This window comes from Massilia sp. TWP1-3-3 (assembly GCF_049897805.1).
In the GTDB taxonomy this organism is placed as follows: domain Bacteria; phylum Pseudomonadota; class Gammaproteobacteria; order Burkholderiales; family Burkholderiaceae_D; genus Telluria_A.
Genome location: NZ_JAFCWX010000019.1, coordinates 1 through 15,786, shown reverse-complemented (window position 1 = coordinate 15,786; position 15,786 = coordinate 1). Strand labels below are relative to the sequence as shown.

Annotated in this window: 18 protein-coding genes; 6 read left to right on the top strand and 12 right to left on the bottom strand. The window is 62.1% G+C overall.

What is annotated here, in order from left to right; all coding sequences use genetic code 11:
• Positions 1-97 precede the first annotated feature (97 nt).
• The 3 genes from ACP7D4_RS18050 to ACP7D4_RS18040 all read left to right on the top strand — a co-directional run bounded on the left by ACP7D4_RS18050 (position 98) and on the right by ACP7D4_RS18040 (position 1,803).
• On the top strand, positions 98-682 hold the full coding sequence (locus tag ACP7D4_RS18050) for an NUDIX domain-containing protein (protein WP_426210490.1): 585 nt from the start codon (positions 98-100) through the stop codon (positions 680-682).
• A gap of 97 nt (positions 683-779) precedes the next feature.
• Positions 780-1,319, top strand: a complete 540-nt coding sequence (locus ACP7D4_RS18045; RefSeq protein WP_426210488.1) for a DUF1439 domain-containing protein — start codon at positions 780-782, stop codon at positions 1,317-1,319.
• Between the two features lie 253 nt (positions 1,320-1,572).
• On the top strand, positions 1,573-1,803 hold the full coding sequence (locus ACP7D4_RS18040; RefSeq protein ID WP_426108113.1) for a hypothetical protein: 231 nt from the start codon (positions 1,573-1,575) through the stop codon (positions 1,801-1,803).
• Positions 1,804-1,898: 95 nt separating this feature from the next.
• Here ACP7D4_RS18040 and ACP7D4_RS18035 read toward each other — a convergent pair whose 3' ends face one another.
• Entirely contained in the window at positions 1,899-2,864 is a 966-nt protein-coding gene (locus ACP7D4_RS18035; protein ID WP_426210486.1) for a CAP domain-containing protein, read from the bottom strand.
• A 155-nt stretch (positions 2,865-3,019) separates the two neighbouring features.
• Between ACP7D4_RS18035 and pssA the strand changes: the two genes are divergently transcribed.
• Entirely contained in the window at positions 3,020-3,799 is a 780-nt protein-coding gene (gene pssA, locus ACP7D4_RS18030) for a CDP-diacylglycerol--serine O-phosphatidyltransferase (protein WP_426210484.1), read from the top strand.
• Here pssA and ACP7D4_RS18025 read toward each other — a convergent pair.
• From ACP7D4_RS18025 to ACP7D4_RS17975, 11 genes are all read right to left on the bottom strand, one after another.
• Positions 3,796-4,104, bottom strand: a complete 309-nt coding sequence (locus ACP7D4_RS18025; RefSeq protein WP_426210482.1) for a metal-sensitive transcriptional regulator — start codon at positions 4,102-4,104, stop codon at positions 3,796-3,798. The genes pssA and ACP7D4_RS18025 overlap by 4 nt on opposite strands.
• Before the next feature lie 35 nt (positions 4,105-4,139).
• On the bottom strand, positions 4,140-5,066 hold the full coding sequence (locus ACP7D4_RS18020; RefSeq protein WP_426210480.1) for an aldo/keto reductase: 927 nt from the start codon (positions 5,064-5,066) through the stop codon (positions 4,140-4,142).
• A gap of 55 nt (positions 5,067-5,121) precedes the next feature.
• Entirely contained in the window at positions 5,122-6,267 is a 1,146-nt protein-coding gene (locus tag ACP7D4_RS18015) for a D-alanyl-D-alanine carboxypeptidase family protein (protein WP_426210478.1), read from the bottom strand.
• A 55-nt stretch (positions 6,268-6,322) separates the two neighbouring features.
• Positions 6,323-6,964 carry an alpha/beta hydrolase gene (locus ACP7D4_RS18010; protein WP_426210476.1) on the bottom strand — a complete coding sequence of 214 codons (642 nt, stop codon included), beginning with the start codon at positions 6,962-6,964 and terminating at the stop codon, positions 6,323-6,325.
• The gene (locus tag ACP7D4_RS18005; RefSeq protein ID WP_426210474.1) at positions 6,964-7,281 is read right to left on the bottom strand and encodes a (2Fe-2S) ferredoxin domain-containing protein; all 318 of its coding nucleotides are present in this window, start codon (positions 7,279-7,281) and stop codon (positions 6,964-6,966) included. Before ACP7D4_RS18005 ends, ACP7D4_RS18010 begins: the two co-directional genes overlap by 1 nt.
• A gap of 91 nt (positions 7,282-7,372) precedes the next feature.
• Entirely contained in the window at positions 7,373-8,515 is a 1,143-nt protein-coding gene (locus ACP7D4_RS18000) for a VanZ family protein (RefSeq protein WP_426107978.1), read from the bottom strand.
• Positions 8,512-9,171, bottom strand: a complete 660-nt coding sequence (locus ACP7D4_RS17995) for an ABC-type transport auxiliary lipoprotein family protein (RefSeq protein ID WP_426210472.1) — start codon at positions 9,169-9,171, stop codon at positions 8,512-8,514. Before ACP7D4_RS17995 ends, ACP7D4_RS18000 begins: the two co-directional genes overlap by 4 nt.
• 8 nt (positions 9,172-9,179) lie before the next feature.
• Positions 9,180-10,139 carry an MlaD family protein gene (locus ACP7D4_RS17990; protein WP_426210470.1) on the bottom strand — a complete coding sequence of 320 codons (960 nt, stop codon included), beginning with the start codon at positions 10,137-10,139 and terminating at the stop codon, positions 9,180-9,182.
• Positions 10,140-10,144: 5 nt separating this feature from the next.
• The gene (locus ACP7D4_RS17985; protein ID WP_426210590.1) at positions 10,145-10,960 is read right to left on the bottom strand and encodes an ABC transporter ATP-binding protein; all 816 of its coding nucleotides are present in this window, start codon (positions 10,958-10,960) and stop codon (positions 10,145-10,147) included.
• 47 nt (positions 10,961-11,007) lie between these two features.
• Positions 11,008-12,141, bottom strand: a complete 1,134-nt coding sequence (locus tag ACP7D4_RS17980; protein ID WP_426210468.1) for an MlaE family ABC transporter permease — start codon at positions 12,139-12,141, stop codon at positions 11,008-11,010.
• 139 nt (positions 12,142-12,280) lie between these two features.
• On the bottom strand, positions 12,281-13,765 hold the full coding sequence (locus tag ACP7D4_RS17975; protein WP_426210467.1) for a DUF4080 domain-containing protein: 1,485 nt from the start codon (positions 13,763-13,765) through the stop codon (positions 12,281-12,283).
• 264 nt (positions 13,766-14,029) lie between these two features.
• Between ACP7D4_RS17975 and ACP7D4_RS17970 the strand changes: the two genes are divergently transcribed.
• Both ACP7D4_RS17970 and ACP7D4_RS17965 read left to right on the top strand, forming a co-directional pair.
• On the top strand, positions 14,030-14,632 hold the full coding sequence (locus ACP7D4_RS17970; RefSeq protein ID WP_426210465.1) for a hypothetical protein: 603 nt from the start codon (positions 14,030-14,032) through the stop codon (positions 14,630-14,632).
• Between the two features lie 139 nt (positions 14,633-14,771).
• Positions 14,772-15,344, top strand: a complete 573-nt coding sequence (locus tag ACP7D4_RS17965) for a hypothetical protein (RefSeq protein WP_426108060.1) — start codon at positions 14,772-14,774, stop codon at positions 15,342-15,344.
• The last annotated feature ends 442 nt before the right edge of the window (positions 15,345-15,786 follow it).

The following is a 15,786-nucleotide window of genomic DNA, read 5'->3' as shown; positions in this document are numbered from 1 at the left end:
GAAGTCGTCAATGCCATTGGCGCGAGCTTTCATGAAAATATTTGAAGTTGCACGAAAATGCATGATAACATAAATTAAGTTAACTCAAGGAGAACCCATGATCCCTACGGCCGAACGGATTCGCGTCGTCAATGAACAGGTCTTGTCCAGCGACTGGTATCTGTTGAAGAAGACCACCTTTGACTATCTACGCAGCGACAACGTCTGGCAGCGGCTGAGCCGCGAGACGTACGACCGGGGAAATGGCGCCGCGCTGTTGCTGTATAACCGCGCCCAGGGCACGGTGGTGCTGACCCGGCAATTTCGTCTGCCTGTGTTTGTCAACGGCCATGATGGCATGCTGATCGAGGCACCCGCAGGCCTGCTCGACGCCAGCTCCCCCGAGGAACGCATTCGCAAGGAAGCCGAAGAGGAAACCGGCTACCGCGTGAGCGAGGTGCACCCGATCTTCGAGGCCTACATGAGCCCCGGGTCGGTTACCGAAAAGCTTCACTTTTTCGTAGCGCAATATGATGCTGCCTCGAAGATCGGCGACGGCGGGGGCCTGGAAGGCGAAGGTGAAGATATTGAAGTGCTGGAACTGCCATTTGCCGAAGCGCTTGGCATGATCACGACCGGTGTCATCCAGGACGGCAAGACGATCATGCTGCTGCAATACGCGGCCCTTCATCTATTCAAGTGAGGAGCTTGCGCGCCACGTGTATGACGATCTGACCTGGCAAGTTCGGCACGCCCCCCCAGGTTGCCGGCGTCCCTGCGATCTGTGCTAACCTTTTCATATGAAAAAGCTGATCACGACCCTGTTCCTGCTGGCGCTGGCTGGCTGCGCCGGCCTGACTGGTCCGCGCGACATCGAGCTGCCCCTGCATAAGTTGCAAAGTGCAATCGATCGCCGTTTTCCCATGCACAACCGGGCAATGGAACTGTTCGACATTGAACTGACTCGTCCGCGCCTGTCTACGTTGCCCGACAGCGGACGTATTGCACTCACGCTCGACGCCTTGGTCGCGCCGCCGTTTCTGCGCCAGTCGTGGCGCGGCAGCCTGGCCTTGTCCGGACGCCTGTACATAGATCCGCTGCGCAACGCGGTCATGATGGCTGACCCGGGCGTGGACAGTTTTGTCGTCGAGGGCGTCGACCAGACGCGCCAGCGGCAGTTGCTCAAGGTCGCCAACGTCATGCTGGACAAGGTCGTGGCCGACGTGCCGCTCTACCATTTCCGTCCGGAAGAGCTGCGTTATGGCGGAATCCAGTTCGTTCCAACGCGCATCGTCACCAATGCCCGGGGCCTGGTGGTATCCGTTGAGCCGGCGAGGTAGGGACCTATCCCGCCAGCCAAAAGAGGTGACCGAATCTATTGGCGCGGACCATGCGCGCGGTAGTAAGATTGTTCCTGAAAGCAATAACTGGCTGAATGCACAGCATTGCGGGACGGTCGCTTTCCCGGCAAACTCATTCCTTCGCGTGCGGCATCAGGAATAATGCAGGGTTTGCGATTTCTCATGTACCCAATATTCCACTACCGTAATCTTGCTGTACGAATGAGGTGCTGCCATCGCTTTGGGGGGGATCTTGGCTACCATTGAGGAAAGTTTGCAGGAAAAAGACACCGCGGCCGAGCGCGCGCCCGACGCGGCGGCCGCGCTCGTGCGGGTCCGCCAGAGCTTGCCGGCCAAAGGATCGTGCTGGTATTGCGACAAGTCGCTCGACAGCGTACGCCGGTTTTGCGGCAAGGAATGCGCCGACGCGTTTGACGAGGAAGCTGCCTACACCGCCGATGCGATCGCCAACCCGCCTGACTAGAAAAGGGGTCAGACCACTTTTGGACTAGAAAGGGGGTAAGACCACTTTTGCGCAATCGAAACGCGTGTACAACGTGGTCTGTCCCTAACGTAGCATTACCTTGTGGTGAACGACCAGCTTTTCGAAATCGGTGTCCCATCTGCAAGGCCGCTGAAGCTCACGTCGTACACGGTATTGGCCGCCAGTTTTGACAGCGGCACAATCGCCGCCGCCGACGTATTGTTACCCATGTTGGCGCTGTCGGTCGCTTTGCTCAGCAGCTTGGCGGGCAAGTTGACGCCGCCGCGCGGCTTGACGGTGAATGACGTGACGGTCAGCGTCACGTCAGCGTCGGCGTGCACGCTGATGGGATAGCCCACTTCGTCGGCGTTCTCAACTGGATCCGGTTCTTCGAAATCGCTGAAGAAATTGGTCAGGACACGGGTTTGGCCATCCACCGGCCAGGTGGCGATGTTGCCTTTGCCGATGCCGGGTCCATAACCGTCGTTGGCGGCAAAATTATTCGTGAAAATGGTATAGCCGGTCGCGTTGCTGACCGCTCCGGCGCCAATTTCCTTAAAGCGCGGCTCAAAAATGGCAAAGCGGTGGTAAATCGCCGTGATCAGTTCTTCGGCCAGGTAGACGCCCGACGTGGTGTTGCTTGCCGATATAACTTCCCCGTAAAAATAGCTCGGCGTGGCGTAACCGACGGCCTGCAGACGGTCCAGCAGGTGCACGCCCGTAAAGCCGGGCTTGCCGACAACTTGCACGTGGGTGACGGTGTTGAGCTTCTGGTAGTTCGAGTGGCCCGTGGCGGCTGCATCGATCAGCGCATTGCGCGTCAATACTGACAACCCCGCTTGCGAGCGCCGAAAATTAAGCCAGTTCAAGCCGTCCGTCGCGGTGTTGTTGGTCAGCGCAGGCGCGCCCGGTTCGGGAGCCGGCGGCGTGATCGGAGCCGTCGGCGTGACCGCCGACGGCGCCGATGAACTGCCGCCGCCGCCACCGCCGCCGCAAGCGGCAAGGGCCAGGACGACAAGAAGACTTGCGCCTGTCTGTTGCCAGCGATTGAATGATTTCATGCGATGCTCCTGCGTTAAATACTTCGTGGACAGATTCTAGGCGAAATCCCGATACGGTGAGGTTTGTTTGGACCGAATGTGGCGCCCAGCGCAGGCTTGCCCTGTAAAATACCAACATTGCTTGCCTTCTCTATCACACACGACTGCGAACCCCTTTGAAACCGACCCGCCAGCAGCGCCTCGCGCGCGCCAAGTTTGCCCTTCCCAGCTTCGTAACGCTGTTGTCGATCGCCTGTGGTTTCAGCAGCATCGTGCTATCGGTCGACAATGCCTTCAAGGGCGACCCGGCCGACTACCGTATGGCCGCGATCCTGCTGGTGCTTGCCGGCGTATTCGACGCGCTCGACGGTTATGTGGCGCGCCTGACCAAGACGTCGTCCGAATTCGGCATGCAACTCGACTCGATCGCCGACGTGATGAACTTTGGCTGCGCCCCGGCGATGCTGTTGTACTGCTACGGCTTTGTCAAGCTTGGCATCGACCATCCGACGCTGCTGCGCATGGGCGGCCTGGCCTGCTTCGTGTTCGTGGCCTGCGGCGCGCTGCGCCTGGCGCGCTTTAACGTCAATGTCGGGCGCACCGATCCGATGTACTTCGTCGGCATGCCGATTACCGCCGGCGCCGCATGCGTGGCCTCGGCGGTGGTCGCCTGGCCGTCGCCGCTGCAGACCATGGGCCAGGGCGCGATGCTCGTGGCGCTGCTGGTGGCGGTCGGTACGCTGATGGTGTCGACCGTGCGCTTTCCCAGTTCCAAGCAAAAGCGCAGTCCGCTGCTGCTGGCGCTGGTGGTGGTCGGCGTGGCGCTGCTCGCTTTCCTGCAGTGGAAATTTTTCGTGCTGTTTTTCCTGATCTATATCAGCGTCACACTGTTGATGAACCTGGGCTGGAAGATGGGCTGGCGCGGCGTGGCACTGCCAGAAGTGTTCGAAGACTAAGCGAATTTGTCGAGCATCGCCGCCAGGCTGGCGGCGGCGTCGCGCGCGCTGTCGAGGTCTTGCGCGTTGGCGCTGTGGGTGACGATACTGGCGGTGAGCAGCTGGACAAAGGAGCGGTCGAGCGCCTTGCGCGCGGCCGCCATCTGCTGGGCCACGGCGTTGCAGTCCGATGGCCCGTCGGCCAGCGCGATCAGCTTTTGCACGCCGCGCAGCTGGCCTTCGATGCGCGCCAGCCGGTGCAGCAGGTCTTTCTTTTGAAGGGCGGTGAGGGCGCTGCCCTCCACAATTTTAAACGGTTCAGGCATGCGCCAACTCCAGAAGGCCGCTGCAATGCAGATTTCTACGCCACTTCGTGGCCGCGGGCCGCGCGCAGGATCGTGAACCAGTCGGACCGGCTCAGCGTGAACTGGGCGCCGGCCACCGCCACGGCAATCGCTTCAATGCGCCCGGTGCCGGTGAGCGGCAGCGGCCGGCAAGGCAGCTGCATGATCCACGCGAACACCACGCTCGCAAACGGCTGCCCCAGTTCATCGGCAATGCCTTTGATGACCAGGCGCAGGTTGTCGGCTTGCGCTTCGCCGCCCTGGAACAGGCGCCCGCCCGCCAACGGCGACCAGATCATCGGCGCCACGCCCACGTCCTGCAAGCCGTCGAAGGTTTCATCAAACATGGGCGCGGTGTGCAGGGGCGAAAATTCGACCTGGTTGGTCGCCAGCGCGATGCGCTTGTCGAGCGACTCGAACTGGTGGCGGCTGAAATTCGAGACACCGAAATGCAGCACTTTGCCACCCTGGCGCAGCTGCGTAAAGGCACCGGCCACCTCGTCAAAGTCCATCAGCGGATCGGGGCGGTGGATCAGCAGCAGGTCGAGCCGGTCGGTGCCGAGCTGGCGCAGCGATTCTTCGACCGAGGCCACGATGTGCGCGGCGCTGGTGTCGTAGTGCTGGATGCTGTGCTGCGCGCGCCGCGGCGAAACAAGCTTGATGCCGCACTTGGAAACGAGCTCCATGCGCGAACGCAGCGAAGGCTGCAGGCGCAACGCGTCGCCAAATAGCGATTCGACGCCGTAGCCGCCGTAGATGTCGGCGTGGTCAAAGCTGGTCACGCCCAGTTCGAGGCAGCGCTCGATGAACTCGACGCGCTGCTCGGCCGACATGCCCCATTCGGTCATGCGCCACATGCCAGCGACGACGCGCGACAGGGTGGGGCCGCCGATGCGCGTGGTGGTGCGCGGGCAGGTGAGGTTGGCGCTCAGGGGTGGGGTCATCGCATTCTCTTTCTTGTTGTTGTGTTGACGGCGCCTGGCGCCGTCGAAACGCTGCTTACTTCATCCACAGCCGCATGGAGTCCCACGCGCGCCCGAAGATCGATGCCTGGCCAACTTCTTCCAGCGCGACCACCGGCAACTGCAACAGCGGCTTGCCATCGACCATCATCTTCAGCGTGCCAACCTGGCTGTGCAGCGGCAGCGGCGCCACCAGCGGGTCCTTGCGTTCGAGCACCGGCTTCATCTTGCCGGCCACGCCCTTGGGCACGGTCACCAGGACGTCGCTGGTGAAACCGATCTTGACGGTGCTCGCCGATCCCTTCCACACTTCCGGCGTCTGGATGACCTGGCCCTTGGTGTAGAGCTTGACGGTGTCGAAATTCTGGAAGCCCCAGTTCAGCAGCTTTTGGCTTTCCTGGGTGCGGGTTTGGTCCGAGTTGGTGCCCAGCACCACGGAAATGAGGCGCCGCTGCAGGCCGCCGTTGGGACGGCGCGCCGAGGCGATCATGCCGTAGCCGGCGCCTTCGGTGTGGCCGGTCTTCATGCCGTCGACGGTCGGGTCAAGCCACAGCAGGCGGTTGCGGTTCGGCTGGGTGATCTTGTTATAGGTGAAGCTCTTTTGCGAGTCGATCTTGTAATACTGCGGAAAGTCGATGATCACGCGGGCGGCCAGGATCGACAAGTCTTGCGCGGTCGAGTAATTGTCGGCGCTGGGCAAGCCGTGCGGGTTGCCGAACTTGGTGTTCTTCATGCCCATGCGCTGGGCTTCCTTGTTCATCAGGAACACGAACGCGGTTTCATCGCCGGCCACCGCTTCAGCCAGCGCAACGGCGGCGTCGTTGCCAGACTGAATCATCAAGCCGTGCAGCAGGTCGTCGACCGAGACTGGCGTGGCCGGGTCGATGAACATTTTCGAGCTGCTGGCGTCGACCTTCCACGCCTTGGGCGAAACGTTGATCATCTGGTCGATAGTGATCTTCTTGTCGCGCAGCGCGCCGAAGGTGACGTAGGCCGTCATGATCTTGGTCAGCGAAGCTGGCTCAATGCGTGCGTTCGGGTCCTGGGAAGCGATCACCTGGCCTGATGTAGCGTCAAGCAGCAGCCAGGAGCGGGCCGCGATGGTCGGCGGCGGCAGGGTTTGCGCAACGGCGGCGGAAATCGCCAGGAGACTGGCGGCAAATGCCGCGATAAGTTTTTTCATCAGATTGGGTACTCAAAAAAGGTGGGCTGCAGAAATAATGCGGCCAATTATAGACCTACGAGGCGGGATCGCCTTCACGCCGCCACAGTTGAATCACGAGATTTTTAATGTGGCCAAGCTTGCGGTGGAAAAAATGGTCGGCGCCGGGAATGACGATGACGGGGATATCCTGCGGGCGCGCCCAGTCCAGCACCTGGGTCAGGGTGATGGTATCGTCGACTTCACCGTGGATCAGGATGGTGTCGGCAGGCACGTCGGGAACGGGCCATTTGCCGGCGGCGGTGCCCACCAGCACCAGGCGCTCGGCGGGGCGGCCCTCTGCGGCCAGTCGCTGCTGCAGGCGCGCCTGCACGAAGGTGCCGAACGAAAAGCCCGACAGCGCGATCGGCAGGCTGGGAAACTTTTGCTGCATGTGCTCGAACATGATGAGCATGTCGTCCGTTTCGCCCAGGCCTTCGTCGTGCACGCCGCTGGAGGCGCCCACGCCGCGGAAATTAAAGCGCGCCGCCGCATAGCCGAGGCTGACAAAGGTGCGCGCCAGCGTGACGGCAACCTTGTTGTCCATGGTGCCCCCGTACAGCGGGTGCGGATGGGCGACCAGGGCCACGCCGCGCGGCGCGCTGTCGGGCATGTCGAGCAGGCATTCCATCGTGCCGGCATGGCCGGTCAGCGTGAATTTTTCGGAACTTTTTTTCATCAGATTTTGAGCCGCTCGACAATTTTGCCGCCGACCAGGTGGGTGTCGATGATGTCGTCGATATCGCTGGTGTCGACATAGGTATACCAGGTGCCTTGCGGGTAGACGACCAGTACCGGGCCTTCTTCACAGCGGTCGAGGCAGCCGGCCTGGTTGATGCGAATTTTTTCGTGGCCGTTCAAGCCTAATTGCTTGATGCGCTTTTTGGCGTGCTTTTGCGCCGCTTCGGCGCCTTGCGCGCCGCAGCAGGAGCGCCCGTCGTCACGCTGATTCATGCAAAAGAAGACGTGCTGCTCGAAGTAGGGTTTGTCGCTCATGGGATTTTATGGTTGCGAGAATAGAAGGTGCCATGATACGCGCTTGTAGCGCTATGCAAGCGTCACCGCCGTAACTACAGTGACGCTGATGCTAGCTGCGGCGCTCCGCCACGCGATTGAGCTTGTGCGAGGGCAACAGCAAAAACCAGATCGCGAAAAACGGCCACAGCAGCGACAAGAACTGCGCCGCACCCATGAAGTTGAGGAACTTGCCCTGCACCCAGCCTTGCAGCGTGGCCGAAAAATACGGGTTCACGGGAATGGTATTGACCACCAATAAGCTTAGCAGCAAGGTCACCACCGCTAGCCTGCGCTGCGCCACCTGCGGCGCAAAGGCCAGCCCGGCCAGCATGATCGCCCCGATCAGAAAGCCGCCCTGCACGCCGGGCGTGAACCAGTTGAACGCATTTTCCGGCGTGAACTGTAGCGAACTGGCGAGCGTCTTGAACACCAGCGCAATGGCCACCATGGCAATCATCAGGCGCGCGCGCGGCGCGCCACGGTTGAGCAAACAGAGCATGGTGAGCACCGCACCGGTCATGCCGCAGGCCGTGATGACGGTGTCCGACAGCCAGTACTGCTCGGCCGTCATGTCGGCGCCGGGGCGCAGCATGATCACCAGGTCAATGTCGGTCGAGAGCCATTGCGACAGCCACTCGGAAAAAATCGGCAGCAATTGGCCGTGCCCGAACATGTGGCCGAGCGGGTAGATCTGCGCCAGCGGCCACAAGGCCAGCAGCACCAGGCCCTGGCTGGCATGGGGCGCGAACCAGCGCTTGCGCGTCTGGTACAAACGGCTTTCATTGAGGTAGGAGCGGGCGCCCGCCAGACCGATGAAGGCGCCGATCAGGGCGCCGACCGAATTGGTCAGCAAGTCCAGGCTGGAGGGCACGCGGCTTGGCAGGTAGGTCTGCACCGCCTCGGCCAGGCCGGACACCAGCACGCCCAGAACGGTCGCGCCCACAATCGCCCACACGCCGCGCAGGTAGGGGTAAAGCGCCAGCACCAGCAGCATGCCGAGCGGGACGTAGCCGACGACGTTGACGATCACGTCGAACCAGGTCCAGTACTGCGGCATGGCCAGCGTCAGGAAGGTCGAGGGCGAGAGCCCTGCGCCGCGCCAGCCCGAAAACGGGAACCAGCTGGCATACACGATCAGCAGCAGGTAGGCCAGCAGCGCCGCCCTGGAAACGGGCGAACCTCTCGGTTCGCGTCTTGGCTCGGCAGGGATCATTGCTTGGGCAGGGGCAGCGTGGCCAGCCAGGCGTTGATGTCGGCGGCCACCGCGTCAGTGGCTGCGGCCAGCGCGCGCGCGCCGCCCGCAGCGTCGGCGCTGGCAGCCGGTATTTTGCGGCTGAAGGTCTTCTGGTCGACCAGTTTATGCTGGTTGAATAGCGACGCGCGCAACACCAGTTGGCCATAGCTTTGCGATGCGCTGTCGAAGCTGTGGGTAAAGTCGTCGATCTCGCTGCGCAGGATCGCCACGCCGTTGGAGGCGTCGGTCGGGGTGAGCACCTTGGCGCCGGTCTGGGCGATGCGCGTTTTCAGGCGCTGCGTGATCAGCTGCAGCGGCGTGGCGCCCCAGCGGCTGTTGGTGTAGGCGCGCGACTGCAGCGCGTCGGCATAATTGAGCCGGTAATACATGCGTTCATTATCGAAGGCGGCCGAACCGGTGACGTCGGTCACCACCACGGCGCCGATTGGGGCGCTGCCGGCGGCTGGTGCGGCCAACGGTGTGGTCGGCAGCGCGGCAGGGCCGAAATCGAACATGGTGTTCTTGGGCGCGCCGCTGCTGGTCGAGCAGCCGGAGAGCAGGGCTGCACCGGCGGCGGCAGCGAGTACGGCGGCCAGCAGGGTGGCGCGTTTCATGCGGGTCAAGGTGGTTTTCAATTGGGTCCTCATTTGGTCGGTGCGACAAAGCCAGGTTCGCCCGGGCCCGGGGTGCCGTCGGGGGCGCCGAACAGGATGCTTTGCGGGCGGCTGTTCAAGGTGTCCGCAGTGCGCCTGACCGCGCGCAGCGAGGTGCGCGCTTCGTCGGCCATGGTGACCAGGTGCGGCAAGGTCTGCATTTCAAGTTCGCTGGTGACGCCTTCGAGCGAGCTGCCGACCCGGTCCACCGTCACGTTCAAGCGGTTGATCGGGCCGTCGGGGGCCTGCAGGCTGGTGGCCAGCTTGTCGAAACTTTTCGTCATCTTGCTGGCATCGGCCGACAGCGCATTGAACGAGGCCAGGCTCTGTTCCGCCTTGCCGGCCAGCTGCGGCAGGCGCGCCAGCGTGGGTTCGAGCTGCTTGGGCACCGCTTCAATCGCGTCGGCCGCTTTGCCGACCTTGTCAAAGGCGCCCAGGATCAGCTGCTGGTTGGCCGGCGTGAGCATGGCGTCGATGCTGGCGGTGATGCGCTCGGCTTTGTCGAGGATCACCAGGCCGCGCTTTTCGAGCTGGTCGAGAAAGCCAGGGCGCAGCGGAATGCGCGCCAGCTGCTTGACGCTGCTGGCCAGGCGCGGCGAGCCGGTTTTTTCGTCATCCAGGTCGATCGAGGCGATCCCCGTCACGCCCTGAAAACCGAGCTTGGCGAAGGTGGTGTTGGTGACCGGCGCGTCCTTGTCGACCGACAGTTGAATCAAGACCTGGCCGGTGGTGGCCGGGTCGAAGCGGATGTCGTCGACCTTGCCCACTTCCAGCCCGCGGTAGCGCACGGCGGCCTGCGGGTTCAGGCCCGAAATCGGCTGCACCGTGGCGATCTGGTAGGGCACGCGTTCGGTGCGGTCGCGGTTGAACCAGAGCCCGGCCAGCACGGTTGCCACCAGCAGGGCGATGGTAAAAATCCCGGTCATTAATGCGTGCGATCTGTTTTCCATTTTTCTTATTCCTCAGTGTCGTTCGCAGCTTCCGTCTCGTCGAGTACTTCAAGGGCGCGCTGGCCGCGCGCGCCAAGGAAGAACTGCTTGATGAACGGATGGTCCACTTCGAGTACGTCGCGCGTGGGTCCCACGGCGATCACATGTTTTTCGGCCAGCACGGCCACGCGTGTGGTGAGCGCAAACAGCGTGTCCAAGTCGTGCGTGACCATGACGACGGTCAGTCCCAGTTCGCGGTGCAGCGACTGGATCAGCGCGACAAAGGCGTCGGACAGGTCCGGGTCCAGGCCGGCGGTGGGTTCGTCCAGGAACAGCAGTTGCGGCTCCAGCGCCAGCGCGCGCGCCAGCGAGGCGCGCTTGATCATCCCGCCCGACAGGTCGGACGGCATTTTGTTGGCGTGTTCGATGCCCAGGCCCACCATGTGCATCTTGAGTAGCACGGCGTCGTAGATCACGTCTTCGGGCAGCGCGCGCAGTTCGCGCAGCGGCTGTGCGATATTGTCGAACACCGTCAGCGCCGAATACAGCGCGCCCTGCTGGAACAGCATGCCCCAGTGGTTGCGCATGCGCTGCAGCTGTTCGGCGTCGGCTTCGCTGATGTCTTCGCCGAACACCTTGACGCAGCCGCGCGCGGGGCGCTCCAGACCCAGCATCTGGCGCAGCAGCACCGTCTTGCCGGTGCCGGAGCCGCCCACGATGGTCAGAATCTCGCCGGCAAAAATTTCAAGGTTCAAGTCCTGGTGCACGACGGTGCGGCCAAACTTGGTCCACAGGCCCGTAATCTGCACCACCGGCGGGCCGACTTCTTCGTCGGGCACCATGTTCAGCGCTTGCGGGCGGCGGCGTGGCTTGATGATTTCGTCGGGCATCAGAATCCCACTTCGCTGAAGATGATCGCGTACACGGCGTCGGCCAGGATCACCACCGTGATCGCCGTCACCACCGAGGTGGTGGTGCCGTGGCCGAGGCTTTCGGTATTGGGCTTGATGCGCAGGCCGAAGTGGCACGACACCAGCGCGATCAAGACACCGAAGGTGGTGCCTTTCAGCAGACCGATGACGTAGTTCGCCAGCGGCACGGCGTCGGGCAGCTTCAGTATGAAGTAGCGGGGCGACAGGTTCAATTCCATCTTGGCCGCGGCCATGCCGCCGATCAGCGCCATTGCATCGGTCCAGACCACCAGCAACGGCATCGAGATGGCCAGCGCGAGCACCTTGGGCATGATCAGGCGGTAGCCGTGCGAGATGCCCATCACCAGCATGGCGTCAAGTTCTTCGGTCACCCGCATCACGCCCAGCTGCGCGGTGATGGCCGAGCCCGAGCGGCCGGCGACCAGAATGGCGGCCAGCAGCGGGCCGAGTTCGCGGATGATGCTCATGCCGAGCAGGTTGACGATGAAGACGTCGCCACCGTACGCGCGTAACTGCTGGGCCGACAGGAACGAGAGCACGACGCCGATCAAAAAGCCGACCAGCGCGGTGATGCCGAGCGCCTGGAAACCGGAGTGGTAAATATTGGCCGAGACTTCGCGCCATGGACCGGTGCGGGCATGGGTAACGAAGCGCCACAGGTCCTGGATGACCTGCCCGATCAGCGCGAAAAAGCCCGCCATGTGTTCGAAGAACGAGAGGATGCCCAAGCCGAGCACCATGATCCAGTTGAGGCGGTTGCGCTTGGGGCGCGCCACCTGCTGTTTGCCCGCTTCTTCGATGCGGGCAAACAGTTCTTCCTGGCGGTCGGCCAGCTTGAGCGAGGCCGGGCGCTTTTTGCCCCAGGAATTCCAGAACATCTGGGCGCCGATGTGGTCAAGGCTGGTGAGCTGGGACAGGTCCCAGTCGGCCGGCTTGTCCTTGAGCGAGGCGAGGGTGGCGGACAGCGACTTGATGGCGCCGCATTCGGCCAGTGCATGCACCTGCCAGATGCCCGAGGCGACGACGGCAGTTTGCGCCGCGCCCGATCCGGCGTGGTTGATGGTTAATGTTGGCGCATTTTCAATCGGCATTGCGCCAGTGTAAAAGAGATTCGTTGCGACCGCTATAGAAGTTCGTGCGGGGCGATTCGATTGACGGGGACGAAATCGGTGTTCTAATGGCGCCGCATGCGCGGCACAGGTACCGGGCCGATGCAGGCAGCACGGCGCTTTACGCGGCTAGGTGGCGGGCCTGCCGCACAGGCACCGCCACCGGCTTTGCCTTCTGCGCCGGCGCATCGACCCGGCCCGCATAATCGCTGCCGACCAGCGCGCCGGCCGCGTCCTTGCTCATGCCGCGCGCCTGCAGCCATTGCGCCACCAGCGCGGCCAGCTTGTCGAGCGCAATGCGGTGCGTGGCATCGGTCTTCGCATACAGCCAGTCCGAAAACGCCATGAAGTTATTGAACGGCGCGTCGCCCAGCATCTGGCCCAGCGTATTGGCAAAGCGTCCCGAATTGGCCACCAGGTCCCAGTAGCGCGCAAAGCGCACCAGACGCTGCATGCTGGCGAAGTCAATCAAACTGGTCGACAGGATGGTGTAGGGTGGGTAGGGATCGAACACCATCTTGTATTGCTCGGTGTGGCGGATGATCGGCGTGCCGCGCAGGCGCTTGAGGATGCCGAACTGGATTTCGTGCGGCTTGAGTGCGACCAGCCGGTCAAAGCCGCGCGCAAAGCTGTCGATGTCCTCGCCCGGCAGGCCGGCGATCAAGTCCACGTGCAGGTGGGCGTGCGAGTGCTCGCACAGCCAGCCGATGTTGTCGGCCGCCTTGGCGTTGTCTTGGCGGCGGCTGACCAGCGCCTGCACGTCCGGGTTGAAACTCTGGATGCCGATCTCGAACTGCAGCGCGCCCGGCGGGAATTTGGCGATGCCTTCCTTGAGCGCGTCGGGCAGGTGGTCGGGCACCAGTTCGAAGTGGGCGTACACCGGGTCGGCGGGATCGGCCGCGATTTTGTCGAGGAAGAACTGCATGATCTTCAGGCTGGTCTTGATGTTCAGGTTGAAGGTGCGGTCGACAAACTTGAACAGGCGCGCGCCGCGCGCATGCAGCGCTTCGAGTTCGGCCAGGAAGCTGTCCAGGCCGAACGGCCATGCAGTCTTGTCCAGCGCCGACAGGCAGAATTCGCACTTGAACGGGCAGCCGCGCGACGCTTCCACGTACAGCGTGCGGTGGGCGATGTCCTGCTCTGTATACAGTGCATACGGCAGCTTGATGTCCGCCATCGGCGGCTGCACGCCGACGTGCACCTTCATCAGGGGCTTCGGTCCGTGCAGGATTTCGCCGCACAGCTTGGGGAAGGTGACGTCGCCCCAGCCGGTGACGAGGTAGTCGGCCAGTTGCACGATGCCCTGTTCGGACGACTCGAACGAGACCTCGGGTCCGCCCAGCACCAGCACCACCTGGGGCGCCACGCGTTTGAGCATGGCGACGACGCGGGTGGTTTCTTCCACGTTCCATATATAGACGCCGAAACCGATGATGCGCGGCCGGTGCGCCAGCAGGCGCTCGACGATGTCGGTGGTCTTGGCGCCGATCACGAACTCGGCCAGCCGGGTCTGCTCCTGCAGCGCGCCCATGTTTGCCAGCAGGTAGCGCAGCCCAAGCGAAGCGTGGGCGTAGCGGGCATTCAGGGTGGACAGCAGAATAGTCATGAAAGGGCGGGCGATGGGGGAAGCCGCTATTTTACCCGTCCCGTCCCGCCATCGGCCCAACTCATGGTCGCTGATCGATTTGATACGGTTAGTTGTATTGCTGCAACGTATCGCTTCAGCACCACGCGCCGTGGACCCCGCGCTCAGTTAGTATGGGGGAACATTCAAAATGAACGATCTATTGCCTCCATCATGCCTAAGAACCATCCGATTATTTTGCTTTTCAGTACTGTCGTGGCCGCTTCCGGGGCTATGGCGCAGCAAATGTACAAGGTTGTCGGGCCGGACGGCAAGATAACGTTTTCCGACCGTCCTGCGCTGCACACGCCGGGCAAGGTCAGCGTGATGCATTCGTATACCCTGCGCCCGTATGTCACGCAACGCACGCCGGCCGAACGTAGCGCCGCGGAGGCGGCCGGGAAAGCGGCCGGGGCGATCCCGGCAGTTCCAGCCGACCCGAATGCAGTCCAGCTCGCGCCAGTATTGACGCCGGAACTCGAAGACGCCGTCGTGACGGTGATGGGCCAGGTCGAATTTGCACGCCGCTTCTATAATTTTTGCAATGGCAGCCTGACCGAAGCGAAGGCGTTCAGTGCGGCGGCGCGCGCCTGGTCGCAGCGCAATGCTGCTCCCATCCATCACCAGAACCGCCTGGTGATGGAAGTGCTTTCACCTGCCAAGCGCGACGAGTTGCAAGGCAAGGTCGTGGCGCTGCTGAAGGACGAGAGCATCAAAGTGGCCTCCCGCAGCCCAAAAGAGCGTCAGGCCTGGTGCGCCGGCGTCGTGGCAGAGCTCAACAGCGGCAAGGCCGATATTGTCCAGCCGGCAATGATGGCAGTACCCATCGTGGCCTACCGTGGGCGGTAGGGCACGACCCGCTGTCCTATTGACGCCTATCAATGCGGTACAAAAAATTATGAAGATCTCACCGCTTGCGCGGCTGAACAATACGTATTGTCAATTTGCTCATGTAAGATGCTGCTTTGATATCTTGCCGAGCAATTCGATGAAAAACAGGATGATGGTTGCCGTGCTGTGCATGGCGGCGATGACGGGTGCCTCGGCCGAGATCCGTAAAATGACCGGAGCCGACGGAAAAGTGACCTTGTCCAATGTTCCGCTTGTGCTGAAGAATCCCGCTACCCAGGCGCCGCGGCCGGTAGTGGCGCGCTTGCCCGAGGCCGGTTCCGACTTGTTGCGCCCGGAGGTCATCGGCGCGGTGGCCAATGTCATGGGAATTACCCACCTGGTCAGCAGCAGCCGAGAGTTTTGCGTGGCGACCACGCCCACCTCGTACAAGCGCTACTCGTCGGCCGCTGACGCCTGGTTGCAACGCAACGCCGCAGTGGTTGCGCATAAAGAAAAGGTAATGGCGACCGGCGACCAGCGCCTGGTGGCCAATGCGCTCTCGGGTGACATGGTGCGCCAGACTGAAGAAATGATGCGCCCCGTGCGCGGCGCCGGCACCGCCGAGAAGGTTGCCTGGTGCGACAAGGCATTCGCCGATGTGAACCGCGGCGCACTCGACCTGGTGGGCCGCGCATCGATAGCACCGCTCATGCGCTACCATCCGCGCTAAAAATTTTGCAGAGCCTCTTGCCAGCGCCGCAGCCGTTTGCTATAGTTCGCCTCCCGTTGAAAAGCACGCGAAATCAACCAGTCGCAGGACTATCATCGGGAAGCGCATTAAGTGCGCTGCAGTAAAAAAGAGGTTGACGAAAAACGCGAAACGCTGCATAATCTCACCACTCTGCTGCTTACGAACAAAACGCTTCGTAGGGCACAGAAGGCAGTACCAAATAGCTCTTTAAAAATTAACAGTCGATAAGTGTGGGCGTTTGATGAAGGTGCCAACGAAGCGTAAGCCAAGTTGAATACTTAAATTATCAAATGTTCACAAAGAAGAAATATAGGCGCTTCGCAAGAAGTGGCCTGTCAGTATTTTGAGTGAGCGATCTGTCCGCAAGGACATTAAACAGAGATTGAACTGAAGAGTTTGATCCTGGCTCAGATTGAACGCT